The sequence below is a fragment of the Microcoleus sp. AT8-A3 genome (genome assembly GCF_036705675.1).
GTDB lineage: Bacteria > Cyanobacteriota > Cyanobacteriia > Cyanobacteriales > Microcoleaceae > Microcoleus.
The window spans coordinates 37,291-64,088 of record NZ_JAUBVD010000038.1; the positions used below are offsets into that span (position 1 = coordinate 37,291).

The following is a 26,798-nucleotide window of genomic DNA, read 5'->3' on the forward strand; positions in this document are numbered from 1 at the left end:
TCAAAATCCCTCAATTTATATTAATTAGATAAAACACATGGAAGCATTACTTTTATTAATAGGATTTGGAGGCGGGGCATTAGTCTGCTGGCTAATTTTGAATAAGCGAAATTCACGCAATTTGGTACGGATGCAGGGTTCGCAGGAGGCGATATCGAATTTGGCTGCTCAGTTGGATGCCAGAACTTCGGAATTGCGGCAAAAGGTGCAGAATGAAAATCAGCTAAATTCTGAATTGTCTCAGTTACAAAGTCGGTTGGAAACTGTGACTCGCGAGCAAGAAGTGTTAAAAAATCAAGTGTCGGAAATGGAAGAATTTTTGGCAGGAATTGCCCAGGATCGATCGCAAATTGATACTCTGATTGCTGATTTGCAGTTTCAGCTAGAAAATGCTCAACAAGCTGAGTCTCAGTTAGCAGAAGTGGCAGAACTTCAAGAGCAGTTAGAAGTTGCGGATCAGGAGCGATCGCAACTTAACGCTCAATTGCTGGAAATGCAAGCAGAGTTAGAGGCGGTTGATGCAGAACGTTCTCAATTTCACGCTCTGCTGTCGGAATTTGAAAGTCAGTTGGAAACGGCTAGCCAAAGCAGATTGCAGGTACAGTACCAGTTGTCGGAAACTCAAATTAAGTTCGATCGCTCGATTCAAGAGCGCGAGCAACTTCAGTCTCAACTATCTGGTTTGCAAGAGCAACTGCAATTAGTCGAAGCAGAGCGATCGCAATTTACTTCGGAATTGTCAGAGCTACAAGCTCAATTGGAGAGTGCAGAGCAAGAACGCAAAACACTCAACTCTCAATTGCAAACCGCTCGCCAACAAGCAAAGCAACCTCCATTGGAATTATTAGAACTGCAAAGACAGTTAGAAGCAGCTAATCTGGAGAAAATGCAGTTAAACTCTCAACTTCATGAAGTACAACTTCAATCCGAAATGGTTGTTGTAGAGCGAGAGAGACTGCTGTCTGAGTTGTCAGAATTGGAGTCTCAGATACAGCGCAAGGAGGAAGATAGCTCGCAACTCCAGTCTCAGTTATCAGAACTGCAAGCTGAATTAGAAACTGCTAACACAGAACGCTCCCACCTTTATTCTCAACTGTCCCAATTGCAAAGTCAAATCGAGACAGCAAACCAGATCCCTACTCAACTTCAATCTCAAGTATCGGACTTAGAAAATCAGCTAAATAGCCTGCATCAAACTCGCTCTGAATTAGAAGTTCAGCTAGAAACTGCTAACACCGAACGCTCGCAACTTTATTCTCAACTCTCGGAAATTCAAAGTCAAGCCGAGACAGCAAACCAGAATCAAAATCAACTTCAATCTCAAATCTCGGAGTTAGAGCAACAGTTAGAAACTGTGCGTCAAAGTCGCTCTGAATTGGAATCTCAGTTCAATTCTCAAATCTCGGAATCCCAAAGTCAAATCGAGACAGCCCACCAGAATCAAAATCAACTTCAATCTCAAATCTCGGAGTTAGAACACCAGTTAGAAACTGTGCGTCAAAGTCGCTCTGAATTGGAATCTCAACTCACTTCTCAAATCTCGGAATCCCAAAGTCAAATCGAAACAGCTAATCAGAATCAAAATCAACTTCAATCTCAAATCTCGGAGTTAGAAAATCAGATAAATAGCCTGCATCAAACTCGCTCTGAATTAGAAGTTCAGCTAGAAACTGCTAACACCGAACGCTCGCAACTTTATTCTCAACTCTCGGAAATTCAAAGTCAAGCCGAGACAGCAAACCAGAATCAAAATCAACTTCAATCTCAAATCTCGGAGTTAGAGCAACAGTTAGAAACTGTGCGTCAAAGTCGCTCTGAATTGGAATCTCAGTTCAATTCTCAAATCTCGGAATCCCAAAGTCAAATCGAAACAGCTAATCAGAATCAAAATCAACTTCAATCTCAAGTATCCGACTTAGAAAGTCAGTTAGAAAGTGTGCGTCAAAGTCGCAGTGAATTGGAATCTCAGCTAACTTCTCAACTTTCGGAATTCCAAAGTCAAACCGAGACAGCAAATCAGAATCAAAATCAACTTCAATCTCAAATATTGGAGTTAGAAAGTCAGTTAGAAAGTGTGCGTCAAAGTCGCTCTGAATTGGAATCTCAGCTAACTTTTCAAATCTCCCAATTGCAAACTCAAATCGAGACAGCAAATCAGAATCAAAATCAACTTCAATCTCAAATATTGGAGTTAGAAAGTCAGTTAGAAAATGTGCGTCAAAGTCGCTCTGAATTGGCATCTGGGCTAGAAACTGCTAACAGAGAACGATCGCACCTTTATTCTCAACTCTCGGAAACTCAAAGTCAAATTGAGACAGCAAAGCAGAATCAAGCTCAACTTATATCTCAAGTATGCGAGTTAGAACATCAGCTAGAGACAGTTTATCAAGAACGCTTGCAGCTAACATCGCAACTTTCCGCAGCGGGCGATCGGCAATCTGAGCATTTTGAGTCGAAGTCAGGGAAAATTAAAGCATCTACTTCAGATACCAAAGTTGGGAAGAGTCAAGGATTTGTTGTTTCTCAGCAGGGTCAAGGCGATTATACTACTATTAGCGAAGCGCTGAAAAATGCAGCACCGGGCACGCGCATTGACGTGCATCCAGGCGTTTACCGCGAAAGTCTAATTATCGACAAATCGGTAGAAATTATCGGCAGCGGAGAGGTCGATCGCATTGTGGTTGAAAGTATCAGCTCAAACTGCATTAAAATGGCAACTGACAGTGCTTTAGTGCGCGGTTTAACGCTGAGCGCCACTGGGAAATATTACGCTGTAGATATTCGCAAAGGCGAGTTAATCATAGAAGACAGCGATATCACTTCTGCGGACTATTCTGTGGTGGGAATTTGCGGCCCTGATGCAAATTCGATCCTCCGTCGGAATAAAATTCATGATGGGGTATGGAACGGAATTTTTATATCGGATAATGGGAAAGCAACGGTGGAAGATTGCAGTATTTTTGACAACGGCAGTTTGGGAATAGGTGTCGGATTGGGAGGGAAATTGATCGTGCGCCGGTGTCGGATTAATGGTAATGAAGGTGAGGCGATCGCCGTTTACAGAGATGGCATTGCTACCGTGGAAGATAGCGATTTAACGGGCAATGCTGGGGGTGCTTGGCGCATTGCAGATAACGGATACTTGAACAGCAAAGGCAATCAAGAATAGAAGAAGGAAGTTCGGCAACGGATTCGCTCGACGGATGTAACGGATGTAAAGGATAGAAGGAAGAGGGAAGAAGGCAGAAGGAAGTTCGGCAACGGATTAGCTCGACGGATGTAAAGGATAGAAGGAAGAAGGAAGAAGGCAGAAGGAAGAGGGAAGAAGGAAGAGAAAAGAGGGAAGAGAATTCCCAATTAGCGATTCCCAATCCCCGATTGCCAATTACCAATTATCAATTATAAATGCCTAACAATCGAGCTGGATTGTGTTTCATCATTAAATCAATTTCCTGCGGAGAAATGCCTTCATCTATCAATTTTTTCACAAATAATCTGTAACCTTCCGCAGGCAAAGGATCGGGTTTCCTTCCTAAATCCGTGCTCATCACAAAATGCTCTGCTCCTATTAGTTTAATCGCTGCTGCCATCTTACTAATAGAAACTTGATGCCAGTTTTTGTGTCCGTCATCAGCGGCATTTTCTCCCATCAAATCGTTCACAAATGCGAGTTCTAAGAAAGCTCCGGTTGCGGCGGCTGTTTGCATATTTTCTAGGGACAAACCGGGTACATCTGCCATTGCATGGGTAATCAGAATGTTCTTAATGTTGAGCAGGTTGGCTTCAGCTACAACTGCCATCACTTCTTCTGAGGAAATATGACCAGTTTCCAATACCAAATTCTCTTGGGCTACAATCTTCAAAACCGCTGCTGTTTCCGGTAAAACCTTGCCATTTTCCGCAACTTTAATCCCCATTCCCGACTTGTGAAAAACCTGCAAGTGATGCTCAGCATCAACCGTTGGTAGCCACACTACTTTACCGTATTTGCCACCGATGCGGTGCATTGCTTCTACAGCGTCGGGATTAATGCCGCCTACCGAATGATTGAGAACAACTCCTCCGAAAACTTCGATTTTTGGTACTATTTTATTAACCAGAACTGCCCGCGCTGCTGTGCTGGCATAATGATTTTTCAATACCACAGCTTTCATCTTCGCCCTAGCAGCTAATTTCGCTACTTCAAAATCGTCTAATCTACGGGGAATCGCATCAGGAGAAGAATGAATGTGAAAGTCGATCGCACCTTCGATCGTACTCTTGGGCAAATTGATTATCGGCGGATCTGCGACAGCATAAACTGGCAGACAAAACCAATAGCAAACCATCCAAACAAACGTTAAAAAAACAGCTTGCATTCCTCCCCTCTGCGTTCTCTGCGCCCTCTGCGGTTCATCCCCTCTTAATCCTCTCAAATAAAAGATTTAACCACATTTGCCAAAGCTTCAGCATTCTCTTCGTGCATACCCAAAGAACCGGGAATAACTCGCGATTCAACACCCGGTAATTCCGTTAATGCTTCCATTTCAGCCTTGGATTTTGGCGGCGCATTTTCAGCAATTACAACCATCACCTGCACTGCTAATTGTTGAAATTTATCTGTAAATTCCGATCGCACTTTTGCCGTATCTAAACCACCAGTCACAAAGGCAGCGGAACCGTATCGAGCACCTGGTTTTTGCGTCACTTGCCATTTGTTTTGGATGAAATCTGGCGTGACTTTAGCTGCATCGGCGTAGACGTGGCGGCGGTACATAAAACTGAGGAAAGACGGCGCAGTGTTTAGTTTGTAGAGGAATTGTCCCAGTAAGGGCGATCGTACTAATTCTCTCACGATTCCGTGCCAGCCGCTTTGCTGTTTGCTCATCGTCGGCAAAGGCCCGCGCCAAGTCGGTGCTGCTAACACAATCTTTGACCAAACATGGGGTTTTGATTGCGCTAATTGCATCACATAACTCGCAGCGTGACCTGCTGCAACTACAGCCACCGGACTATTAAAATTTTCCGCAACAAAATCCTTGAGAAATTGATGATATAATTGCGGTTCATAGTCGGTTCGCGGGCGATCGGATTCGCCAAAACCCGGCCAATCTAAACTCATAACTTGAAAGTTAGAAGCTAACAATTCTGCTAAAGGACGCATTTCTTCTCGCGTCGAAACCGTACTGAATGCCGGCAGCAACAATACAGGATTTCCCTGCCCTCTGGTTTCGTAAATAACTTTGATTTGGGTTTCTTTCCAATTCCACAGATATTCTTGAACTGCGGCGGAATACTGGCCAGAATTGGATTTTGTTAAATTTGTAGTTTGAGTCATGGCTGTTTATTCTTTTAATTTTCTTCTGCTTGCTTGCTCAATTCACAAGCAAGAGCCTTATTTTTCATCATTTGAAAGATGTTGAAAAATCCGTTAGCGCGGGAAGGTGTAAGACTCACATTCAATCCCGTGTCTTGAATAAAATCTGGGGTAATGGTGACAATTTCAGCAGGCGTTAATCCGCTCAAACCTTCCACCAGCAAGCCAACTAATCCTTTGACTAACTGAGCGTCTGAATCGCCTTGATACAGAACTTTTCCGTCTGCCAAATTTGCGGTAATATAAACTTGCGACACGCAGCCAGAAACTTTGTTTTCCGGCAGTTTATCGCTTTCGGGAAATGCTGGGAGTCGCTTGGCATACCACAGCAGTTGTTCGTAGCGTTGTTTCGGATCGGAATGTCGCTGAAAGCGCTGAACGATTTTAGCTAAAGCAGCAGGTAGCGCGGTGTTTGCAGACATGATTCACTCGTAGCGGTTTACTTCGTTAATATTATACCTTCGATTGTAGCAGGAAGGGCGATCGATTTGAGATTTTAGATTTGAGATTAGGACTTACGCATGAGATAGTAGGGACACGGCAATGCCGTGTCCTCATGGTTTTTTAAGACACGATCTTAAACTAAACAACTGTTCAGGTGTTCTCGAATTTGAGCGATATCTAAGTTGCGGCCGATGACTACGAGTTGATTCTTAGGTGCGGTAAACCATTCCGAAGCATCTAGTTCGTATCTGGGGCCGCTGAGTTGAAATATGTGTCTCATCGGACTGTCGTTAAACCAGAGAATTCCTTTTGCCCGAAATACATCGAAGGGCATTTTTTCCGTTAGAAATTCTTGGAATTTGTGGACATCAAAAGGTCGATCGCTCTCAAATGATAGTGAAATAAATCCGTCGTTATCTAAGTGATGAGATTGATGTCCGTGATGGTGGTGTTCGTGATGATGTTCGTGATGGTGTTCGTGTTTTTCCTCAATTTCAAGACTGTTGAAAATATCTGCTTGCGTTAAACCCACACCCAAAATTAAGGGTAGAGGAACTTCACCGTATCGAGAGTGTAAAATTCTCGCTCCTTCCTTAACTGTGCGAATGTAAGATTCTAACTTTTCTACTTTTTCTGGAGGAGCGAGATCGGTTTTGTTCAGCAGCACAATATCTGCAAATGCCACTTGTTTAAAAGCTGCTTCGCTGTCAAAATGATCGGGAGTGAATGTTTCGCTATCGACTACGGTAAGTACAGAATCTAGATTGGTTAAATCCCGCAATTCTGTGCCGACAAATGTCAGGATAATCGGCAGCGGGTCAGCAACTCCGGTGGTTTCAATTACCATGCAGTCGATGCGTTCTTCTCGTTCTAAAACTCGGTAAACTGCATCGACTAAGCCTTCGTTAATAGTGCAACATATGCAACCGTTGCTAAGTTCTACCATGTCATCCTCTGTAGAAAATAGAAGCTGCGAATCGATGTTTATATCGCCAAATTCGTTAACTAAAACGGCTACTTTTAAGTCTTGGCGATTTTTGAGTATTTGATTGAGTAAAGTAGTTTTTCCACTGCCGAGAAATCCGGTAATTATAGTTACTGGCATCCCTCTTTTGGGAAGATCGGCAATTAAATCTGGGGTTTGTACGGTGAGATTAGTCATTGTTATTCGTTGGTTAATTGTAGAGACCTTGCTGTTAATTTGCCAAGCCGATCGCACCTCATCGCTGACAGCCCGGTGCGATCGCCTCTGCTAAGATACGGGCGATCGAGCCGATCGCGCGCCTTTTGTTTGATAATCATTCTCATTATACGTGAAAATGCGGTTGGCGCGCAAGCTCTACAATTACAGATCGGTGCAATATCTCCGATCGAGCGTTAATCTGAAGAGCTTACTGTAGTTAACGAGCGCGATCTATCCACAAACAGGAGAATATATGGTATTTAGTAACTAGCCGGATTGTCTCTTAGGAGTTTGGGCGATCGCGCAGAAATAACTATGTAAAAATGTTATTTATCTAAAAGCAAAGCGGTATAATATATTGTGAAAAAAATCTGGCTAAAATATCGAGTTTTTCAGGCAGTTGTCTTCTTAGGATTGGGTTTGCTATTAACCATCGCGCTTTCGCTTTCTTTTGGTGCGGTACCCATGAGTGCCGATCAATTGTGGCAAGCATTTCTGCACCGAGGTGATACTGTCAATCAAACTATTTTATGGGAATTGCGTTTGCCCAGAGTTGCGGCAGCGCTGACGGTTGGTGCGGCTTTAGGAATGTCGGGGGCTTTGCTGCAAGGTTTGCTCCGCAACGGTTTAGCCGATCCTTTTGTATTAGGAATTTCGGCGGGTGCAGGGTTGGTTGCGATTACCATGCTGACTTTGGGAATATTTCAAACTTGGGTGCCTTTGGCGGCTTGGATAGGTGCTATTTTCACTTCGATGCTGGTCTACTTTTTGGGCAAAACTAAAACGGGAATTTCTGTGGAACGTTTGGTTTTAGCAGGTGTGGCTGTGAGTTCTCTTTTTGGGGCAGTACAAACTACACTGTTGCTGTTAGCTGAAGACAGCCGCTTGCAAGCTGCTTTGAATTGGTTAATCGGTAGTTTGAACGGTCGCGGTTGGTCGGATTTGCAGGTGGCTGCACCTTATATTTTGGCTGCTTTGCTGTTAGGATGTTTTTTGGGGCGATCGATAAATTTGCTGGCTTTGGTTTCTCTAAAAGTGAGAAAGCTAAAGGCATTCCAAAGCCCGCAGCGATCGGAAACCTGGTTTTTGAGCCTGACTCCCAATGCTGTCGGATCGCCATCAAGAAGCTAGATCCAGAGGTGGCAAACCGCGCAACTGTCGCAGCGAGTTGATACACATCTGACAGTCGCAGCCAAACAGCGCCACCGCCTCATCGCTTTCTGCTTCCGAAAAATCCAGCATCGCCACCCGTTCTTCACCCGGGCGCTGCCAACTGATTCTTACTTTAGAATTAGCAGCAGCAGACTTGCCAGAAAGCCGCACGCAACTCAGGCGCTGAGTGTGGGGCGATCGCACGCATTGAGGCGAATCAGCCGATTGGGCTGGTATTTCGCCAATTAGAGCGGGATTGGCGATCGCGCTCATAGACATCACAGATCCAAACAGCGTCGGACTTACAAGTAAAGTGAGGAGCAATCGATTCATTTGTCGTCCTTAAGAACTTTAACGTATACAATAGCCGATTATCTGTTGCAATTCAACAATGTATTCGTCCGACATCAGTACGATTTGCCGTTATTAAGGCTTAAAAGCCGAATATTTGCCGCCCAAACTTTCAACAATTATCCGCGTATTAGCAACTAGCATTTTCTGATAAGTATCACCTTGGCTCCCGATTTTAAGATTTGTTGCAATTTGAGTAAATTTAGATAGCCAGTGATAGCAAATTCATCCAATGCGGGTAAACTGATTTCAGCAAGGACAACTCGAAGCAGCGAACAAGTTTACCTCAAAAACCAAGTGGGGAGTGATGAGTACAGTTTTAGTGGTGGAAGATTCCCGCAGCCAGCGCGAGTGCATTTCACATCAGTTGAGATGCAGCGGATTGAATGTAATTCAGGCATCAGACGGTGTGGAAGCGCTGGATAAAATCGAGAAAAATTGCCCCGATTTAGTATTATTAGATGTCATAATGCCCCGTCTCGACGGCTACGGGGTTTGTCGTTTCATTAAAGCTAATCCCGAAACTCGGAACATACCGGTGGTATTTTTAACAGGCAAGGGACAGCAGTTAGCTTTATTTGCGAGGTTCCAGGGCGATCGCGCCGAGGCTTATGTTAGCAAACCTTGGCAGCCGAGGGAACTTTTGGCAACAATCAAAAAAGTTTTGCTCAATGCTAATATTAAGTTCGATCGAGCTTCAGCCGACGCTTGGACAGAATACGGTATTTTAAACTTAAGTACAGTCGAACTGTATCAAAGCCATGCCGATGCTTGGACAAAATACAGTTCCCAAATTATTAAATTGTACGATTCCAGCTTAGCAGCTTTCGAGCAAGCTTTGGCAATTGAACCGAGTCACTCAAATGCAAACAAGTATCGCAACCGAGTCCAGACAATCCGGGCAACTTTGATGAAAAAATTAGAGCAAACTAAACCTTGCAAAGTCTGTGATTATTATTACGGTAAGGATGGCATCACTTGTGCAGTGCATCCTGCTGGCCGCCCTCAAGAAGTGTGTCGCGATTGGGAATTTAATTAAAAATGAAAACAAATAACCGCGCTTACTTGGAAAAGTTGCTGCAAGAAAGAAACGAACATCCCGAAAGAATGGCGGAAATTGATGCGAAAATCAATGAAACTTTTCGCCAAAATTACGCAATTTTAGTAATGGATATGTCAGGATTTTCGCGCACGACAGTCCGCTACGGAATTATTCATTTTTTGGCAATGATTCACCGAATGCACGGAATTGTAAAACCGATAATTTCCGAATACAGCGGCACTGTAGTTAAGGAGGAAGCCGACAATATTTTTGCAGTTTTTCCCGATGTAAAATCGGCGGTGGAAGCTGCGATCGACTCTTTGAAACAAACGGCGGCTGTCAACACGACACTGCCGCCGGAGATGGACATTTACCTCTGCATTGGTATTGGCTGTGGCGATGTTTTGATGCTGGAAGGAGAGGATATGTACGGATCTGAATTTAATCTGGCATCCAAGCTGGGAGAGGATTTGGCGGAACGCGGAGAGATTTTGCTGACCTCAGCAGCCTTTGAAAAGTTGGAAGGTGACAAGCAAGATTGGGAAAAAGTGGAACTTTCGGTTTCAGGTTTGGAATTGGTGGCGTACAAGCGGCTGTAATCGGGTGAATTTCTGTTGTCTTCTCGTTCTTCGCCCTGCTGGAAAATGAGAACATGGCTTGTGCCAGCCTTGACTCGAAACCCGGTTTCTTCGCAGATATCGGGCGACTAAGGATCGCGAATTAAATAATTTACACTCTTGAAAGTGGGGAGTAGGGGATGGGCCTGAAAGCCCGCCCTTTCTGGACGGGCTTTCAGGCCCATCCCACAAGAACCATCACGCATTGTAAGTTATTTAATTCTCATTCCTAAGCCATTTTGGTATAAACCAGGTTGATGAGGCTATATTCTTAGAGAATATGGAGTTTAAATAAAATTTAAAATTAGATGATTGAGGAACACAAAACTTGGCAATCTATTAATTTATCCGCTATTGGACAGCGGCTGGCTTGGCTGCAGCAACAGCCAGACAAGGTTATTTTTTGCAAAGAGTCTGGTGTTCACTATGTTGCAGTCACAAAAGAGCGATCGCACATTAAACTATCTTTAGTAGAAAAAGTAAATCAGCACACAGATTTACTGCAATCTGTATTCGATTTCAACAATCCTTTACATCTAGTGTCTGAATATACTCAGGCGATGATGTTGGGTTTAGTGTGGCAAAACCAACCTCAAAGAATCTACATAGCTGGTTTTGGCGGCGGCAGAATTCCCTTAGTGTTGCACCACTATTTGCCGGAAACTGTTATAGAATGTGCGGATGTCGATCCGATCGCGATCGAAGCAGCTACACAGTGTTTTGGGGTAAAATTGGACGATCGTCTAACTGTAACAATTCAAGACGGCAGAGAGTATTTAGAGCAGCAAAAATCAGATACTCAATACGATATCATCATGATCGACGTAGCTTTTGGCAACGGCTACTTTCCGCATCGCCTATCCACCAAAGAATTTTATCAAATCTGCGAAAAACGCTTGTCAAGTGAGGGAGTTGTGCTGGTAAATCTGCTGCAAAGAGATGAGTTTTATGCGGAAAAAATCAAGACTTTTCAAAGCGTATTTTCCCAGGTGTGCGTGTGTCCGTGGAAGGACATTAACACTGTTTTGATTGGTAGCAACAGCGCTATTTTAGAGAAGAATGAGATTGTTGCTAGGGCAAAATATTTGCAAGATGGCTATCAATTTTCATTTCCATTAACAGAAAGAGCGCGGGAAGTAAAATTAGGTACAGAATTGGCGGAAGCTGTACCTAATTTATATCGATCTCAAATTTTGCATGACGATTCGCCGCCCGCTGGTTATTTTGATTGCTGGTTATTCTGATATCTATAATAAGTCCGGGTTTACTCTTTGTGGAACAGGCCGGAAAGCCTGTTGCTAATAGGAAGTTGAGAGCACCCAGGGATTGAAAGAGACTATGGGATAAAATTGCCCTCAGAGTGCGATCGGATATAACCATCGACAATAGGGCAACTGACGACACGGCATTGCCGTTTCCCTACCCCAACACAATCAATTTTCCTCGATAAGAGATATAACCATCGCCCGATTAATTGTAGGGAAACTGCACGGCGTCGTCTCCTGAGTGTAGGTAATATCAATTCCGATGCCACCGGATTTGATATAACTGCTATTTCATACATTCAACCATCTGCTGTTCCAGCTTAGCCAACAATGTATCAACATCGGTTGCAGCTTCCTCAAAACAAACAGGAGGTTCAGGCTTAGGTTCAAAAAGAATCAACTTAATTTGACCTTCCCCGATCGCCAAAATCGCCACTTCCTTCTCAGGCTTGTGAGCGTTCAACACACCTACAACTTCCTGAATATGACTTTTTACTTGACGGTTCAACTCCTCAACCGCCTCTTTCTTACAATACACAAAACGCGCAGTTTCTGCAATATCAATTGCCAAAATCTCCTCGCTTTCTTCTCCCCTTTCCAGAAATAGCCCCCAAGCCAAAGCAGCCAATTCATTTTGATTAGCTTTCACAAATTTATCTAATTTCCGACTCCAGCTATTTTCGTTGGGTTTGGACTCAGGGCTATCAAATAGAAACATTTTCTCTTCTTGCTTGTAGAAACTAATATTTTGCAGTCAGTTGTCAGTTAGCAGTTGGCAGTTGGCGGTTGGCAGTTGGCTGTTGACTGTTGTCATTAGTTACCCATGCCCAAAGGCCCATCCCCAATTACAAATTAGCAATTCCCAATTACCCAAAACCGCTGCGTTTCTATCTTATACCAGATTGCACGCGCCAGAGCGCCGCATAAATTCCGTCCTGTTCGATCAGTTGTTCGTGCTGCCCCGATTCTACCACCAGCCCCTCTTCCATGACACAAATGCAATCGGCATTGCGGACAGTAGAAAGACGGTGGGCGATCGCAATTGTAGTGCGATTCTTGGTAATTCGTTCGAGCGATCGCTGAATTGCCGCCTCAGTCTCGTTATCCACCGCTGAAGTAGCTTCGTCAAGAATCAAAATCGGCGGATTCTTCAAAACAGCCCTCGCAATTGCAATTCGCTGTCGCTGCCCCCCCGACAACTTTTGACCGCGTTCCCCTACAATAGTGTTGTAACCGTCCGGCAATTGCGCGATAAACTCGTGCGCTTCGGCAATTTTCGCAGCATTTACTATCTCTCGATTGCTGGCCTCAAAACTGCCGTAAGCAATATTTTCTGCCACCGTACCGTGAAACAAAAACACATCTTGACTCACCAATCCGATCGCTCTCCGCAAATCTTTTAAATTCAGGCTATTTAATTCTATACCGTCGAGATAAATATTGCCATGCTGTACCTCGTACAGCCTCAATATTAGTTTCACCAGCGTACTTTTACCGGAACCTGTCGCCCCAACAATCGCAGTAGTTTTTCCCGCCGGCAGATTCAAAGAAAAATACTGCAAAATCGGTTTTCTTTGATTATAAGAAAACGTAACATTTTTAAATTCCAACTCACCCTTAATCGAACTAACCGGCCGCCGAATATCACCCGTGCGAATTGCGATCGGAGTATCCAACAAATTCATCACCCGATTAGTCGAAGCCATGGCGCGCTGGTATTGATCCAGAGTATCTCCCAGGCGAGTCAGCGGCCACAACAACCGCTGGGTCAAAAACACCAAAACGCTGTAAGTTCCCACAGACAACCGGCCCGCCACCACCTCCAAACCCCCCAGAAATAGTGTTGCAATAAACCCCAAGAAAATCACAACCCGAATCAGCGGAATAAAAGCAGCCGAAAGTACGATCGCCCGTCGGTTGCTTTGGCGGTAAGCTTGGCTTTGTGTTTCGATGCGCTGAATTTCATAATCTTCGGAAGTAAAACTTTTAATAGTAGTAATTCCCATCAAATTATTCGACAGTTGCCCGTTCAGAAAACTCACCTTTTCCCGCACATCAGCATAGAAAGGAGCGAGGCGATTTTGAAAGGCGATCGAACCCCAAATAATAAAAGGTATCGGCAGCATTGACAGCCCAGCAACAAGAGGAGAAGCAGCAAAAAAAGCCGCCCCAATCACAACAACCGTTGTCATTACCTGAATTACCTCATTAGCGCCGTCGTCTAAAAAACGTTCGAGTTGATTGATATCATCATTGAGAATAGAAATCAAACCGCCCGTGCTGCGTTCTTCAAAATAAGCTAATTCTAATTCCTGCAAATGACTGTAAGCTTCCAGACGCAAATCGTGTTCAATATCCTGAGCCAAATTGCGCCACAAATAATCATAGGCATATTCAAAAACAGATTCCAACGTCCAAACAATCGCGCTCAAAAGAGTGATAATTGCCAGTTGCCAAAAGACATCTTTTATGCCCCATTGAGCGAGGATAGAATCTTGCTGTTTCACCACCACATCAACGGCAATACCGATTAATGCTGGCGGCGCTAAATCAAAGAATTTATTCAGCAGCGAACAGATACTTGCCAGCCAAGCTTTCAGGCGGTAGCGGCGCCCGTATTTCAGCAGCCGCTTGAGGGGATGGACAGGTTTTGATGGATTTGGTGATGCTTGAGAATCATTCATAGGGCATGGGGCATCCGAAATAGGGCCGAGAATTAGAAATTAGTAGGGTGATCGGCGCGCACCTTACCTTTGTTTAATTGTTAATTCTCAAAAGCCCGGTTCCTAGGCTTTAAACGTTAACACTCGCTTCATTTTAGCGACTACACCAACTATTTGCGCCTCAATCTGAACGTGAATTACTGGTTGAATTGGCTGGTAAATTTTGGATCACAAGTTGTAATTCTGTCTCGCTTGTTGAGTCAGCTTCAACTTGTGTTCGAGACTTTGCCAATTTTCGGCTGCGATATCGCTGATAAACTCGTCGAGACTGTCGCGGTAAATAGAGAGCGATCGCAATAATTCCTCTCGATTGTACTTTGCCACCATCACTCCCAGTTCGGGATTGCCACCCCCCACCCGGCTCGTGTCCCGAAAACCCGAACTCGCCAAATGTTGGGCTAAATTAACAATATCCCGATCGCCCTCTCGATCGCACGCAGCAACCAGCGTCGCGCTCGCCATCAGCGGCAAATGAGAAATCCAAGCCACAGCTCGATCGTGCTCTTCCGGTTCACATCGGTAAACTTTAGCACCCAGCAACCGCGCAATTTCCTCAACCTTATCCACAGCAAACGCCGGCGTTTGGGCAGTCGGCGTCACCACATAAGGCCGGCCCACAAACAAATCAGGTACCGCAGCCTCGATTCCGCTTTCAGCAGTCCCCGCCATCGGGTGTCCCCCTACAAAATTCGGCCACAGAGAAGACACAGCCTGCACTATGGGTGTTTTTACGGAACCGACATCGGTTACAATAGTATCAGGGGAAAGATAGGGCACCAAGTCTCGGACGATCGGCTCGATCGACCCCAGTGGCGTGCAAATAAAAACCACATCGGCTGCTGCAATCAGAGACAGGTTTATGCTGGCTTCATTGACAACACCGCGAGCTTGCGCCCGATCGCAAGTCTGCTGCCGACTCGAAACCCCCAAAACATTAAACCCGCGCGATCGCAAATCCAGCCCGATCGAGCCACCAATTAAACCCAGTCCGACAATACCGATATTCATAGCAATAAAATGGGGATATTTGATACGGTGCCGCCCCCATGACAGTCGAGGAACTCCTGAAGAAATATGCCGCCGGAGAAAGAAACTTTGCCGGAATCAACCTGACTGAGGCCAACCTCAGCGGCGTCAACTTGAGCGGAGCCAACCTCAAGGGTGCGAATCTGAGTGTAGCAAACCTGAGCGGAGCCAACCTCAGCAAAACCAACCTCACAGGTGCAAAACTCAACATTGCCAGACTCAGCGGCGCCCATCTAGGCGGCGCCGACCTCACCGACGCCGACCTCAACGTCGCTTACCTAGTGCGAGTTGACCTCAAAAAAGCCATACTCATAGGAGCCAAACTGATCAGAGCCGAGCTCATTCGAGCCGAACTCAGCGGCGCAAACCTCAGCGGTGCAAACCTCAGCGGCGCCACCCTCACCGAAGCCACCCTTCGAGGAGCCAACCTCGCTCAAGCCAACCTTCGAGGCGCTCACCTCAGTGGCGCGTGCTTGACAGAAGCCAACCTCGAACAAGCCAACCTGCAAGGAGCCGACCTCAGCCGAGCCGACCTCAGCGGCGCCGACTTGCGAGGCACAGAACTGAGACAAGCCAACCTAACTCAAGCCGTACTCAGCGGCGCCGACCTCAGCGGCGTCAATTTGCGCTGGGCAATCCTCAGCGGTTGCAATCTCCGCTGGGCCGACCTGAGCGAAGCAAAATTGAGCGGTGCCGACCTCAGCCGAGCCGACCTCTGCCACGCCAACTTGCTCAATGCCAGCTTAGTTCACGCCGACCTGACAAATGCCTATCTGATCCGCGCCGACTGGATTGGAGCCGACTTAACCGGAGCCACCTTAACCGGAGCCAAACTCCACGCAGTTTCGCGACTGGGCATCAAAACCGAAGGCATGACCTGCAAATGGGTCGATCTGAGCCCCAACGGCGACCACAGCCAAATTTACTGGTTGAACTCAGGAGGAACCCACGAATTTTTTCACGAAACCTTGCCCACAGTTCGGATTGTAATTGACTCGCCCTTAGACCAAGGCGCTCATTTTGCGCTAGCAGCAACTTATTACCAAATTGCCCAACAATATCCGAGTTTAAGTCAGCCTCCCACGATCGAAGTCAGCTCCAGGCGCACCGTACTCGCCTTTAAAATGGACAGCGACGATAAATTATTTGCCACCGCTTACGTTGCCATCATTCCTTTTAACGACGCTGCCATAACTCAAAAAAACCTAATAGCTTTGATGAAAATGATTCAATCCCACGATGCAGGCAAACTTAACGTCAAAGAATCTAAACACGTTCAGTTATGTAGCAAAGCTCTCAACCAAGCTATCAGCAAAGTAGACCAAATCAAAATTTCCAGTTCTTTTCCAAAAATCGGCGAAAGCATCAATTTCTTTCAAATTCCCACACAAATGATCTTAATTAATTCCCGCGACCAAAGACTCAGCGTATATCACCACCCAGCCTTCGGCAAGCGCCTGATTAAAAAATACGACCCAAGTAACTCAACCTCTGGCAAGTTAGCCGAGATAGCAAAATTGGCTCAAACTAATATCAGTAGCATTTTGGATTTTATAAAAGGCTTCCACAATATAGATGTTTAAGCATATTGCATCAAGTTACAGAAAATGCTTATTCTAGTTTAAAGGTTGGCACAACAAAGCTTTGTTCTAGCTAACACATCAGGGAAATTCAAAAGCATGGATGCCGAAGAACTCATCACAAAATATGCAGCAGGAGAAAGAGACTTTACTGCAATCCTCCTTTGCGAGGCAAATCTCAGCAGGATCGATCTCAGCGGGGCTAATTTCAGTGAGGCAATCTTAAGCCTCACCAACATGAGTGGCACCAATTTGTCAAACGCCAACATGAGAAAAGCCAAACTCAATGTTGCCAGACTCAGCGGTGCCAATCTGCACAAAGCCAACCTCAGCGGTGCTATCCTCAACGTAGCTAACTTGATTAGAGCCGACCTCAGCGAAGCCCAACTCGTCGAAGCTACACTGATCAGATCCGAACTGATTCGAGCAAACCTCAGTAGTGCCAACTTGACCGGTGCAAATCTCAGCGAAGCAGATTTGAGAGAAGCAACCCTCAGAGAAGCCAATCTAGAGCAAGCCGACCTCAGCGGGGCTCACCTTAGAGGCGCTTCCCTAACAGCGGCAAACTTGGAACGGGCCAACTTGCACAGAGCCGACCTCAGCAGGGCAGACTTGCGAGGAGTCAACCTCTGCAATGCCGAACTCAGACAAGCTAATCTTTCTCAGGCCAACCTCAGCGGCGCTGACTTGCGAGGCGCTAATCTCCGGTGGGCTGACCTCAGCGGGGCGAACCTGACCGGCGCTGACCTCGATGAAGCGAGATTGAGCGGGGCCAACTTGTACGGGGCAAATTTGAGCAATGTCAATCTCTTGAACGCTACTCTGGTACACGCGGATTTGACTCAAGCGAATTTGATTCACGCTGATTGGGTAGGCGCTGATTTGACGGGGGCGGCCCTGACGGGGGCAAAAATTTACGCGGTGTCGAGGTTTGATGTGAAAGCAGATGACATTACCTGCGATTGGGTTGACCTCAGTCCTAACGGCGATCGCAGCCACATTCAGCGCTTTACCCCAGAAGAATCTCAAAGGTTTTTCAATGCTACACCGCCGACAGTTCAAATTATTGTCGATCGACCCCTCGACCCCGATGCTAACTTTGTCCTTGCAGCTACCTACCGCCAAATTGCCCGTCAATACCCTGCTTTGAACCATCCTCCCAGTATCGAAGTTAATTCTCGACGCACAATCATATCATTTAGAATAGAACAAGACGAGCAACTATTTCCCACAGCTTTCGTGGCGATTACTCCCTTTAGTGATGCAGCATTTACTCAGAAAAATTTAATGACTCTGATCAAAATGATTCAACCCCAAAGTGGTAATAACCTGGGTGTCAGAGTCTCAAATATGGTAGTGCAATTAAACGTTGCCCTGACCCAAACAATGAGAAAAATAGGGGAAATGAAAATTCAGCCGATTCGCCTCGATCGCGAACCGATGTCAAGTTTTTTCCAATCGCCTACCCAAACTGTACTGGCCAACTCCAGCGCCGAAAGTTTGATGATTCACTATCACCCAGATTTTGGCAGAAACTTGACCAATTTGCCTGGAGTCAACAAAACCTCTATCAGTCCTGCAATTAAAGCCCAAAGATTTACCACCCCGCCGCTAAATACTGTCATTGAGTTTGTCAAAAGCTTTTATCAGCTCGGTGAGTAAATACTATAAATGAATTTGATATTATTTCTATTTATGCCATAAAAAAGTTAGCCGATTGCCATTTCATTCAGGTAAAAAAAATGGAAGCTGAAGAACTGCTCAAACGATTTGCAATCGTCAAAAGATACACAGAAGGTGACAGAGATTTCACAGGAATCAACCTGAATGAAGCTAATCTCAGCCGCATCAACCTCAGCCAATCAATTTTAAGGCGGGCTAGCTTATTTGTCACCAACCTCAGCGGCGCTAATTTGAGCGACGCTAACTTGAGCGAAGCTAACCTGAATGTGGCTAGACTCAGCAGTACCAACCTGTCGCGGGCAATCTTAAACGGGGCGACTCTCAACGTAGCAAACTTAGTCAGAGCCGATTTAAGTGCAGCTCAATTAATCCGAGCATCCCTGATTAGAAGCGAATTAGTCCGCTGCGAACTCAGCAAAACTAACTTCAGCGGTGCAAACCTGACTGAAGCAGATTTAAGAGAAGTAAAACTGACGGAAGCTAACCTGTGCGGTGCTAATCTTTCCGGTGCAAATCTCAGAGGTGCTTCGGCTGCTTCAGCTAACTTTCAAGAAGCTAACTTACACGGCGCAGATTTGACGAAAGCAGAACTTAGCGGCGTCAATTTGATCAATGCTGATATGAGACAAGCTTCTTTGCAACAGGTGAATCTCAGCAGTGCCAATTTGAGCGGAGCTAACCTCAAATGGGCTGATTTGACGGGAGCAAACCTCAACGGCGCGGATCTGAGCTTTGCTAAATTAAGCGGAGCTAACCTTAACGGAGCAGATTTAAGAAATACTAATTTAGCAAGTGCTAGTTTCGTTCACGCTGATTTGACAGAAACAAATTTGATTAAGGCAGATTGGGTAGGCGCTGATTTGAGGGGAGCAACTTTAACAGGAGCAAAACTGTATTTGGTTCCTCGATGTGGCATCATCGCAGATGATATTACTTGCCAGTGGGTTGACCTCAGCCCCGCAGGCGATCGCACTCAGATTCAACAATTTAATTCGCCGTCAGAATCGATAAAATTTTTAAGTCACACGCCTGGGTTAGTGCAAATTGTGGTTGACGCACTTTTAGACTACTCAGCAAACAGCACTTTAGCCACAGCTTACAGCGAAATAGCTCAGCATTACCGAGCAATGAATTTTCCTCCTAATATTGAAGTCGGCTACCGCCGCACAACTCTAACTTTTAGATTTGAGAGCGATGAGCATTTATTGCCAGCAGCTTTTTTAGCGATTCTTCCTTTTAAGGATGCTCTACAAACTCAGAAAAATATTATGATTATCGGCAAAAATATCGAAAGTCAAAATTTGGAGGAAAAACGAATATTGCAGTTGCGTAAAGCATTGAGTACAGCTACAAATAAATTAAATGAGTTGATGAATTTGGTCTCTAATATATCACAAGTGAGTCAGCCAACAAAGTTTTTTGAGTCACCTACCCAAACTATTTTAATTAGTTCGGGACAGGAGAGTTTGATGGTGAATTCTCACGGGAATTTTGGGAAGGGAGGTGCAACTCATCAGGAGAGTAAATTCTGTTTGCCTCTCGGTCAAAAAGTAGTTGATTTTCTGGCCAGTTTTGATTATGTTGATTGAGGAATGTTAACAGTACAATCGATTGATTGAGGTAGAAGTCCACAATTCGCTACTCCGCTTCCTGCGATCGAACTCCGAGCCGCACTGGCCCCACCATTTAACGATGGCGCGGCTCGTGGCGCGGGCTTTGCGCTTGGGGCGCAGCGCTCTGATCCAAACGGGGCTTCCCGCTGGAGCTTACCGACAGCGGTATCGAGTCAGCTATTTGATGCCGATTTTGATGTGGCCAGAGCCTGTGATATTAGTCGCGCCTACACGGGTGATCGAGCATTTGAGAGCAGTGGAAATTCCACGTTTGCAAGAGTGGCTGCAAACAGAGGGGTCGATCGAGACTTATTCGGATAATGCCACGGGACGAGGATTGATGCTAGCAGATCCGCAGTCTTGGCTGGCGGCTCGCTTGGCGGCAAATTCGGAACTTCACAGGAATATTCCGACAATTATCGACGGTGTGGATGACTTGGAAGTTTGGACGCGCCAGCAATTGACGGCGTGTTTGCAACCTGCTGACTGGAATGATTTAATGCAATCTCAGCCTTTGGAAGCCGATGCAATCCTCCAAGGGCGGGTACTGCTAACGCGGGCTTTCTTTCAGCATCCGGCGAAACCAGAGGAGTGCTATTTGCTGGAAACCGCAGAGCAAAATATTTTGCAGGGGCTGTTTGAAAAAATCGAGCCAAATTCGCTGATTCCGGCTGCTTGGAGCAATTTTTGGCAGCGGTGGGAAACAAACGGAACACTGCGGTGGGCGGAAATTAATCGGGAGGCTGGGTCATTTTCTCTGTTCTGCGCGCCGGTTCAGGTGGCTGAGGTTTTGAGCAAAATTTGGGATGGTCAGCCTGTGGTGTTGATTGGGGGGGCGGTGGATGTGGAACCGAAGGCTCCTATCTTCCGGCAAATGCTGGGACTCCCAGAATTGACGAGCGTTAAGTTTTCGCCCGATCGACAAAGCGAATTAATTCAACTGTACATTCCCAACTGGCTGCCGCTGCCGAATACGCCGGAATTTCAGGGAGTTTTAATGGAAGAAATTCGGACTTTGCTGTTGATGAGCGCCTCGGTGGCGGGTTTAACGGTGCTGATTGTGGGTGATGTACCGCTGAAGGCTAGGCTGGCGGCGATTTTGGCTTCTGAGTTCGGTTCTCGCGTGCAGGTAGAAAAGACTGATGTGGGCGAGAATGCGATTTTGGTGACGGGGTGGGAGTTTTGGCGGGAACATCAGGGGGAATTGAGGGCGCCTCACTTGCTGGCGATCGCAACTTTGCCGCTACCTTCTTTGGAGAATCCTTTGGTGACGGCGCGTGTGGCTTATTATAAGGAACGGCGCAAGGATTGGTTTCGGTTGTATTTGCTGCCGGCGGCGCTGAATGAGTTGCAACGGGCGATCGCGCCTGTGCGAGAACGTCAAGGGGTGGTGGCGATTTTCGACAGCAGGGTGATTCACCGCAGTTATGGAAAGCAGGTTTTAGCGGCTTTGAGTCCTTTTGCGAGGATTGATTATTTGGATACGACGTGGCTGACCCAGGCTTGAGATGACCTGTTGGCGTATAATTTGTTTAGGTATCCAGTTGAAATCTAATTTAGTAGACAAAGATTATGGGTGAAGCTAAGCGTCGCAAAGAGTCGATCGGCGACGAATACGGTAAAGAAGAGCGCATCCTTCCCTGGCTGCCAATCACGAAAACCCAAAGCGAAGATTTTGTGAAGTGGACAAGTCGCGGAAGCTGGATGGGGATTAGTCTTTTGGTTGTTTGGTGGATTGTAGTGCGGTTTGTCGGCCCCTCGGCGGGTTGGTGGCAGGTTAACTGATGCCAGACTCGACAAATGCCTGTATTCTTGGCATTGTGTCGAGTTTAACTCGGAAACCAGCGGCTGAATTTTTAGGAAAAATTTAGTTGCAAATTAGGACTTGGTATGGTATGGTAATTATCTGCGGGCAATTAGCACAGTGGTAGCGCACTTCCTTCACACGGAAGGGGTCACTGGTTCAAATCCAGTATTGCCCATTCAAAATTGATGGGGACTCATTAGAAATCTCCAAAAAATAAAATATCCTGTCGGAGTGCGATCGCGCAATCAAGGTTGGAGGGTGAAGCATTTGGGGATAAAATTACAGGTTTTCAACATAAATTGTCGCCCAAATGCTTGAGCCCTACAGATATCAAACGGCTGGAGATTATTTAGAGAGGTAACTTTATGATCCAAATAATTCTGAACTCAGAACAAGAAAAGTTACTGCAACAACAGTTAGAGACAGGGAAATATACAACCCCCGATCAGGTAATTACTGATGCTTTAAAAGCTTTGTCAGAAAAACAGCATCTTAATCAACCTCGGCAAGTAGTAACGATTCTTTCAGGAAAACCTGCACAAGAGTTACTAGCAGAAAAAATTAAAATCAGCCGGGAAGTTAAGAAGAGTTATCAGCCCGATCCGCAGCGACAAGCTTTAGCTGAAGATTTTAGCAACTTATGTGAAGAAACCCAGGCTTTACACGCGGATCATCCTTTAACTGATGAAGAAATTGCCCAAGAAATTGCAGCTTATCGGAGAGGAGAATTAGAAACAAACTGGAAATAAAGAGTAATTGACGTTTAGTTTAAGCTTCAACATATTCGCAAATAGAGACTGGTTCGGGAATAGGAAAAGCATCCTCTTGTAGTCCTTCAAGATGAAATGCGATCGCCTCTTTAATTAAATGCCTCACATCTTCTAAACTTTCAGCCACAGCTACACATCCAGGTAAATCGGGAACATACGCACCGTAGCTAGTTTGACCTTTTTCAATTACAACAGCATAACGCATTAATCTTCCTCCTCTAGTTGAGATTGCCGCCAAACACTTTTAAGCGTACCAATTGGCATATCAATGCCTAAATTACCTGACACCGTGACAGTCCCCGCCTTTTCTGGGTGTTTAAATTGACGATGACTGCCCTTTGTTCTAGCTAAATACCAACCATCATCTTCTAACATTTTAATAACTTCTCTAACTTTCATTATTCATTTATCTATAAAACTCATCAACTCCCGCACTTATATCTTCATAATACGATCTAACTTCAGCAACCTCTCCATTGTAACCGGCGCGACTGATAAAAAACCTCATCCTGCTCAATCTGAAGACAATGTTTAACAAGGCCCAAACTGCCGTAGCACGGGCGAGGACTCCCAGCGATCGCCCAAAACTTCCCTTATATACTACACCTATGCTACACTAACATTGTAGCTCGTGCTCCCGCAGGAGGTTCCCTCATGGCAAATGCCAATCTTCCTCAAAATTTCAACTTAATCCTACCCGCAGGAACCCAAATTGTCACCAAAATCGAGGTCAAAAACCCCGCCGGCGACCAATCTTGGAAACCGGGATTAGTAGGTGTCATCGTTCAATCGCCTACGGACAATTCCCACGCATATTTAGTCAAACTCCCAGACGGAACACAAGTTAGTCTGCGGCGGCACGAACTCAGTATCCGCAAGCAGTTTCAGAGCGAAGGATTGCAGTCAGGAGGAGATTTTCTTGCAGAATACAACCTCTATGATTCTGTAATTTACCGCTGCATTCTTGGTTCGAGAGCTTATGGGCTTGATAACGAGCAATCCGATACAGACAGACGCGGGATTTACCTGCCGCCGGCAATACTTCATTGGTCGCTTTACGGCATTCCAGAACAATTGGAAAATAAGCAAAATCAGGAATGCTATTGGGAACTGCAAAAGTTTCTAGTTTTGGCACTAAAAGCTAATCCAAATGTGCTAGAATGTTTGTACACGCCTTTAGTAGAAACAGTTTCTCCTGTAGCACAAGAATTGCTGGAAATTCGGGAAATGTTTCTTTCTCAATTGGTTTATCAAACTTACAATAGCTACGTTTTGTCTCAATTTAAAAAAATGGAGCAAGACCTCCGCAATACCGGGGAAATTCGTTGGAAGCACGCGATGCACTTAATTCGCTTGTTGCTGTCAGGAATTACGGTGCTTAAGGAGGGGTTTGTACCCGTTCGCGTGCAGGATTATCGATCGCAACTTTTATCTATCCGCAACCAAGAAGTATCCTGGGATGAGGTGAATCGCTGGCGGTTGAGTTTGCACGGTGAGTTCGATCGCGCTTTTGCTGCAACTTCCTTACCGGAACGTCCTAATTACGAGAAAGCGAACCTGTTTTTGATTGAAGCGCGTAGAGGTGCGATCGGCTAAAAGGGGCGGGTTTACGAGATCGTTAATTTGAGACATATATGGTTGGTAAAATCCGCCCCTACAAGTATTTGCGATTGTTTAACCGGAATTGAAATTAGCATTGATAAAATGTTGAAAAAATGACAGAATACATCTCTAATCTCGCCTCAATTATCTCCGTTCAGCCTTATCCGCTGCTGTTTGCGACTGTCAGCGGTTCGCACTTATACGGCTTTCCTTCTGCAGATTCTGACTTTGATTTGCGGGGAGTACACATTTTGCCGCTACCGAAAGTAATTGGACTCATTTCTGGAGAAGAAACCATCGAAGTTTCTGAAGTTCGGGAGGGAATGCAACTCGATTTAGTAACTCACGACATCAATAAATTTTTTGAGATGCTGTTGAAGCGCAACGGCTACGTGTTGGAACAACTGTATTCGCCGCTCATAGTTTACACTACAAAGGAACATGAGGAATTAAAGGATCTCGCCTCTGGCTGCATTACCAAGCACCACAGCCACCACTATCTCGGTTTTGCTAAAACTCAATGGAAATTGTTTGAAAAAGAACGCCCGCGTCGGGTTAAGCCGCTGCTGTACGTTTACCGGGTGTTGCTGGCGGGGATTCACTTGATGCAAACGGGGGAAGTCGAGGCGAATTTGGTGAAACTTAATGATAAGTTCCAGTTGTCGTATATTCCTGATTTGATCGAGCGCAAGCTGGCTGGGGAGGAAAAATCTGTGCTGGAAGATACAGATATGGAATTTTATCAGCAAGAGCGCGATCGGCTACTTAATATATTAGAAGATGCAAGTTTTACAAGTCATTTGCCGTCAAATCCTAATGCAAAGGTTGCTCTTAACGATTTTTTGGTAAAGGTGAGGATGTCATCTGTGAACTAAGCTGTTCCACGTTTAATTAGTCTTTAGTGTAGCAAGCACCCTATATATTAGTCGTTTTGTGCGCCGAAGAGCACAGAACCTCTAGTCCAGTACACATCAGTACCAAATAAACCGGGTTTTTCATCCTGCTCATATCAAATCCGTTAGCATCGGAATAGTACATTCGACTTCACTGTTCACGGCGTTAACTGTTCATTGTTCACGGCGTCAACAGTCAACAGTCAACATCATGTATGAATGTTACCGGAAATGATATCAAAGGCCATAATGCAGTATTTTCGTGTCCATTAAACCCGGTTTTAAGTGATTCACCTTAATAGATTTGTGTTGGCTGTTGCGTTAAGGGCAGGTATGCCGGTATTTTGATGGTCGGTAACTGGTGAGTTTTTTCCTGGTATGTAAAAATTCCAACTTACGCCGCCTACATATGTCTTGATATATGAAGTCAAGGCGTGGATAAATATAACGATTGCTACCATTTCTAATGACTCTTCAATCGTCGTTGCTATCACGTAGGATATATCCCCCGGTCCCGCTGTATAAACTATGTATCCCGCTAGCATTTCCACTCCGATGGCTCCTCCAATATAAATAGCGGCGGCTGCAACAAACAATTTTCTCATTGAAACAGGAAGGTGCAACACGAACTTACTGTAGGAAAAAAGAAATATCGCTACTAGAAAACCGATCGGCACAATCCAAGTAAAGTAAAGAAATCCTGTGGCATTTAGCAGGTTTCGCATCGGGTAAACCAGCTTTTCGTGCAATTGACCAATTTCGTCTAAAGATAAAAATAGAAATATGAAGGATAAAATTTTCCAGTGATTCTTATAGCGATCGCTATCCAAATTTTTCGCATAGGCGATCGAACCCAGCAAGAGAGAACTAAACAGCAATGTCAAAAATGAGTAGAAGGTTGGAATGTTCCCCTCGTAATCAACGTTGAATCCATTTGCTAAGAAGTCTCTAGACGGGTAATCCGGCAAGAAGTACATAGTCATCTGACTTAAGAAAGATAGTACAACTAGACAGGCGACCACTCGAAGCAGCAACTGGGTTACAGATCCTGGAGTTAGAGGAATTTGGAATTTCATGTTTTCTTAACCGTTCTCTTAAGCTTTGTTTAAGGGAATCTTATCAAACGAAAAAAAAAATTCGGTCTACCCAAAGACAGAGAAGACTCCTAGTCGTGAAGGGTCTTTTTTTGTAACCGTAAAATTATCTTAAGATTAAGAAGTTTAGCAGACCTCGATCGCCCTTAATTTTATTGTGGCTATATAAAAACCTTTTTGTTTCCTGAGATTTAAATGAGAGATAACCCAAAATGAAGCTGAAATCCTTACTACGGTTGAGTCGATATCTAAATTCGATCTATATCTGCCAAAAAAACTCGGCTTCAGGAAGCCGAGATCCCTCAGTACCGAGGATTTCTGTAATCAAAGACGATCGCATCTCAATCGAGAGTGACAACTATGAGATGAAATAAGAGGTCGATCGCGATCGAGTGATTCGCCGCCATTTGTTAACCTAGACTCCCCCAGCGAGATCAAAATATCTCCTTGTCAAAGTCCATTAGCTTTGAGTCAATTGCTGATTTCCGAAGTTTTCGCTGCTTTACTTAGGAATGAGAATTAAATAACTTCCACTCTTGAAAGTGGGATGGGCGTCCCGCCCGTCCTTTTTGGACGGGCGGGACGCCCATCCCACAA

25 protein-coding genes and 1 tRNA gene are annotated in these 26,798 nt (G+C 45.2%); 14 read left to right on the forward strand and 12 right to left on the reverse strand.

Annotation, left to right across the window (positions count from 1 at the left end; translation table 11 throughout):
- Positions 1-37: 37 nt before the first annotated feature.
- Positions 38-3,169, forward strand: coding sequence for a right-handed parallel beta-helix repeat-containing protein (locus QUB51_RS20530; RefSeq protein ID WP_333263098.1), 3,132 nt, complete (start codon positions 38-40; stop codon positions 3,167-3,169).
- A 226-nt stretch (positions 3,170-3,395) separates the two neighbouring features.
- Here the strand turns inward: QUB51_RS20530 and QUB51_RS20535 are convergent, their stop codons facing one another.
- The 5 genes from QUB51_RS20535 to QUB51_RS20555 form a co-directional block, all read right to left on the reverse strand.
- Positions 3,396-4,358: a DUF6282 family protein gene (locus tag QUB51_RS20535; RefSeq protein ID WP_333055806.1), complete on the reverse strand. Its 963-nt coding sequence runs from the start codon at positions 4,356-4,358 to the stop codon at positions 3,396-3,398.
- 53 nt (positions 4,359-4,411) lie between these two features.
- Complete coding sequence (locus QUB51_RS20540; RefSeq protein ID WP_333055805.1) at positions 4,412-5,317, reverse strand: alpha/beta hydrolase; 906 nt, start codon at positions 5,315-5,317, stop codon at positions 4,412-4,414.
- Between the two features lie 14 nt (positions 5,318-5,331).
- Positions 5,332-5,778 carry a SufE family protein gene (locus QUB51_RS20545; protein ID WP_333055804.1) on the reverse strand — a complete coding sequence of 149 codons (447 nt, stop codon included), beginning with the start codon at positions 5,776-5,778 and terminating at the stop codon, positions 5,332-5,334.
- Positions 5,779-5,933: 155 nt separating this feature from the next.
- Complete coding sequence (locus QUB51_RS20550) at positions 5,934-6,962, reverse strand: GTP-binding protein (RefSeq protein WP_333055803.1); 1,029 nt, start codon at positions 6,960-6,962, stop codon at positions 5,934-5,936.
- A gap of 2 nt (positions 6,963-6,964) precedes the next feature.
- Complete coding sequence (locus QUB51_RS20555; protein WP_333055802.1) at positions 6,965-7,102, reverse strand: hypothetical protein; 138 nt, start codon at positions 7,100-7,102, stop codon at positions 6,965-6,967.
- A gap of 241 nt (positions 7,103-7,343) precedes the next feature.
- Between QUB51_RS20555 and QUB51_RS20560 the strand changes: the two genes are divergently transcribed.
- Positions 7,344-8,114: an iron ABC transporter permease gene (locus tag QUB51_RS20560; protein ID WP_333055801.1), complete on the forward strand. Its 771-nt coding sequence runs from the start codon at positions 7,344-7,346 to the stop codon at positions 8,112-8,114.
- Here QUB51_RS20560 and QUB51_RS20565 read toward each other — a convergent pair.
- A complete protein-coding gene (locus QUB51_RS20565; RefSeq protein WP_333055800.1) occupies positions 8,103-8,468 on the reverse strand; it encodes a hypothetical protein in 366 nt (121 codons plus the stop codon). The genes QUB51_RS20560 and QUB51_RS20565 overlap by 12 nt on opposite strands.
- A gap of 325 nt (positions 8,469-8,793) precedes the next feature.
- On the opposite strand from QUB51_RS20565, the gene QUB51_RS20570 reads away from it, so the two are divergent.
- From QUB51_RS20570 to QUB51_RS20580, 3 genes are all read left to right on the forward strand, one after another.
- Entirely contained in the window at positions 8,794-9,525 is a 732-nt protein-coding gene (locus QUB51_RS20570; RefSeq protein ID WP_333055799.1) for a response regulator, read from the forward strand.
- A 2-nt stretch (positions 9,526-9,527) separates the two neighbouring features.
- Positions 9,528-10,127 carry an adenylate/guanylate cyclase domain-containing protein gene (locus tag QUB51_RS20575; RefSeq protein WP_333055798.1) on the forward strand — a complete coding sequence of 200 codons (600 nt, stop codon included), beginning with the start codon at positions 9,528-9,530 and terminating at the stop codon, positions 10,125-10,127.
- A gap of 326 nt (positions 10,128-10,453) precedes the next feature.
- Positions 10,454-11,389: a fused MFS/spermidine synthase gene (locus QUB51_RS20580; RefSeq protein ID WP_333055797.1), complete on the forward strand. Its 936-nt coding sequence runs from the start codon at positions 10,454-10,456 to the stop codon at positions 11,387-11,389.
- A 307-nt stretch (positions 11,390-11,696) separates the two neighbouring features.
- Here QUB51_RS20580 and ccmS read toward each other — a convergent pair whose 3' ends face one another.
- The 3 genes from ccmS to QUB51_RS20595 form a co-directional block, all read right to left on the reverse strand.
- Positions 11,697-12,128, reverse strand: coding sequence for a beta-carboxysome assembly chaperone CcmS (ccmS, locus tag QUB51_RS20585; RefSeq protein WP_333055796.1), 432 nt, complete (start codon positions 12,126-12,128; stop codon positions 11,697-11,699).
- 169 nt (positions 12,129-12,297) lie between these two features.
- Positions 12,298-14,094, reverse strand: coding sequence for an ABC transporter ATP-binding protein (locus tag QUB51_RS20590; protein ID WP_333055795.1), 1,797 nt, complete (start codon positions 14,092-14,094; stop codon positions 12,298-12,300).
- Between the two features lie 207 nt (positions 14,095-14,301).
- Positions 14,302-15,141 carry a prephenate/arogenate dehydrogenase gene (locus QUB51_RS20595; protein WP_333055794.1) on the reverse strand — a complete coding sequence of 280 codons (840 nt, stop codon included), beginning with the start codon at positions 15,139-15,141 and terminating at the stop codon, positions 14,302-14,304.
- Between the two features lie 38 nt (positions 15,142-15,179).
- On the opposite strand from QUB51_RS20595, the gene QUB51_RS20600 reads away from it, so the two are divergent.
- The 7 genes from QUB51_RS20600 to QUB51_RS20630 all read left to right on the forward strand — a co-directional run bounded on the left by QUB51_RS20600 (position 15,180) and on the right by QUB51_RS20630 (position 22,591).
- Positions 15,180-16,742: a pentapeptide repeat-containing protein gene (locus tag QUB51_RS20600; protein ID WP_333055793.1), complete on the forward strand. Its 1,563-nt coding sequence runs from the start codon at positions 15,180-15,182 to the stop codon at positions 16,740-16,742.
- A gap of 96 nt (positions 16,743-16,838) precedes the next feature.
- A complete protein-coding gene (locus tag QUB51_RS20605; RefSeq protein WP_333055792.1) occupies positions 16,839-18,401 on the forward strand; it encodes a pentapeptide repeat-containing protein in 1,563 nt (520 codons plus the stop codon).
- A gap of 80 nt (positions 18,402-18,481) precedes the next feature.
- Positions 18,482-20,011: a pentapeptide repeat-containing protein gene (locus tag QUB51_RS20610; protein ID WP_333263102.1), complete on the forward strand. Its 1,530-nt coding sequence runs from the start codon at positions 18,482-18,484 to the stop codon at positions 20,009-20,011.
- Between the two features lie 22 nt (positions 20,012-20,033).
- A complete protein-coding gene (locus QUB51_RS20615) occupies positions 20,034-21,542 on the forward strand; it encodes a helicase C-terminal domain-containing protein (RefSeq protein ID WP_333263106.1) in 1,509 nt (502 codons plus the stop codon).
- 65 nt (positions 21,543-21,607) lie between these two features.
- Positions 21,608-21,820 (forward strand): DUF2839 domain-containing protein, encoded by a 213-nt coding sequence (locus QUB51_RS20620; protein ID WP_333055789.1) that lies wholly within the window; start codon positions 21,608-21,610, stop codon positions 21,818-21,820.
- 125 nt (positions 21,821-21,945) lie between these two features.
- Positions 21,946-22,017, forward strand: a tRNA-Val gene (locus QUB51_RS20625).
- A gap of 190 nt (positions 22,018-22,207) precedes the next feature.
- The gene (locus QUB51_RS20630; protein WP_333055788.1) at positions 22,208-22,591 is read left to right on the forward strand and encodes a hypothetical protein; all 384 of its coding nucleotides are present in this window, start codon (positions 22,208-22,210) and stop codon (positions 22,589-22,591) included.
- Positions 22,592-22,610: 19 nt separating this feature from the next.
- Here the strand turns inward: QUB51_RS20630 and QUB51_RS20635 are convergent, their stop codons facing one another.
- On the reverse strand, positions 22,611-22,817 hold the full coding sequence (locus QUB51_RS20635; RefSeq protein WP_333055787.1) for a type II toxin-antitoxin system HicB family antitoxin: 207 nt from the start codon (positions 22,815-22,817) through the stop codon (positions 22,611-22,613).
- Positions 22,817-23,011: a type II toxin-antitoxin system HicA family toxin gene (locus QUB51_RS20640; RefSeq protein WP_333055786.1), complete on the reverse strand. Its 195-nt coding sequence runs from the start codon at positions 23,009-23,011 to the stop codon at positions 22,817-22,819. The genes QUB51_RS20635 and QUB51_RS20640 overlap by 1 nt, the downstream gene beginning before the upstream one ends.
- A 255-nt stretch (positions 23,012-23,266) precedes the next feature.
- Here QUB51_RS20640 and QUB51_RS20645 point away from each other — a divergent pair, with 255 nt between their 5' ends.
- Positions 23,267-24,208: a DNA polymerase beta superfamily protein gene (locus QUB51_RS20645; RefSeq protein WP_333263110.1), complete on the forward strand. Its 942-nt coding sequence runs from the start codon at positions 23,267-23,269 to the stop codon at positions 24,206-24,208.
- 119 nt (positions 24,209-24,327) lie between these two features.
- The gene (locus QUB51_RS20650; RefSeq protein WP_333263114.1) at positions 24,328-25,089 is read left to right on the forward strand and encodes a nucleotidyltransferase domain-containing protein; all 762 of its coding nucleotides are present in this window, start codon (positions 24,328-24,330) and stop codon (positions 25,087-25,089) included.
- A 308-nt stretch (positions 25,090-25,397) separates the two neighbouring features.
- Here the strand turns inward: QUB51_RS20650 and QUB51_RS20655 are convergent, their stop codons facing one another.
- Positions 25,398-26,090 carry a hypothetical protein gene (locus tag QUB51_RS20655; RefSeq protein WP_333263117.1) on the reverse strand — a complete coding sequence of 231 codons (693 nt, stop codon included), beginning with the start codon at positions 26,088-26,090 and terminating at the stop codon, positions 25,398-25,400.
- Between the last annotated feature and the right edge of the window lie 708 nt (positions 26,091-26,798).